The organism is Streptomyces alkaliphilus (assembly GCF_014141535.1).
Taxonomy (GTDB): domain Bacteria; phylum Actinomycetota; class Actinomycetes; order Streptomycetales; family Streptomycetaceae; genus Streptomyces; species Streptomyces alkaliphilus.
Genome location: NZ_VKHT01001580.1, coordinates 1 through 694, shown reverse-complemented (window position 1 = coordinate 694; position 694 = coordinate 1). Strand labels below are relative to the sequence as shown.

Below are 694 nucleotides of genomic sequence, written 5' to 3'. Positions count from 1 at the left end.
GGCCCTCACGGGCCCCCGCGTCCGCCCCCTCCGATCCCGGCTCCCGGGGGCGGACGCGGGGGCCCGTGAGGGCCTAGGCTCGCGCCATGACGTCCGTGCCCCCGTCCGCTCCCCGTTCCGACGCCACTCCCGCCGCTCCCGGGACCCCCGGAACGGCCGTGCCGGCCGGCGACCTCGCCCTGATCGAGGAGACCGCCCGGAAGTCCGCGCTGGTGTGGGTGCGCGGTCCGCGCGGGGCAGTGCGTCCGCTGTGGCACGTCTGGCACGAGGGCGCGGTCTGCCTGGTGGGCGGACCGGGCGAACAGCCGCTGGAGGGTCTGGGGCTGGCCGCCGGCGCCCGGGCGACGGTGAGCGCGCGCGGCAAGGACAAGGGCGGTCGGCTGGTGGTCTGGCCGGCCCGGGTGGTGGAGCCGAAGCCGGGGGGCGCCGAGTGGGAGGCGGCGGTCGCCGAGCTGCGCGGCAAGCGGCTCAACGCCGTGGATCCGGAGGGGACGGTCGCGCGGTGGGCGGAGTCCTGCCGGGTGCTGCGGCTGGTGCCGGACGGGCCGGCGGAGCAGCGGCCGGGAGCGATGCCCACCGACGGCGGGGCGGCGGTTCCGCCGCCCTCCCCGGCGCTGACCCGGGGGCCGTTTCCCTCGGGCCTGCCCACCCGTCGCCGGCGGGGCGCCGGAGGGGGTCGGAAAGCGGGTTGACC

1 protein-coding gene is annotated in these 694 nt (G+C 79.8%); it reads left to right on the top strand.

The features are described from left to right. The first annotated feature begins 158 nt into the window (after positions 1-158). Positions 159-692, top strand: a complete 534-nt coding sequence (locus FNQ90_RS25790) for a hypothetical protein (RefSeq protein ID WP_182608511.1) — start codon at positions 159-161, stop codon at positions 690-692. Positions 693-694: the final 2 nt, after the last annotated feature.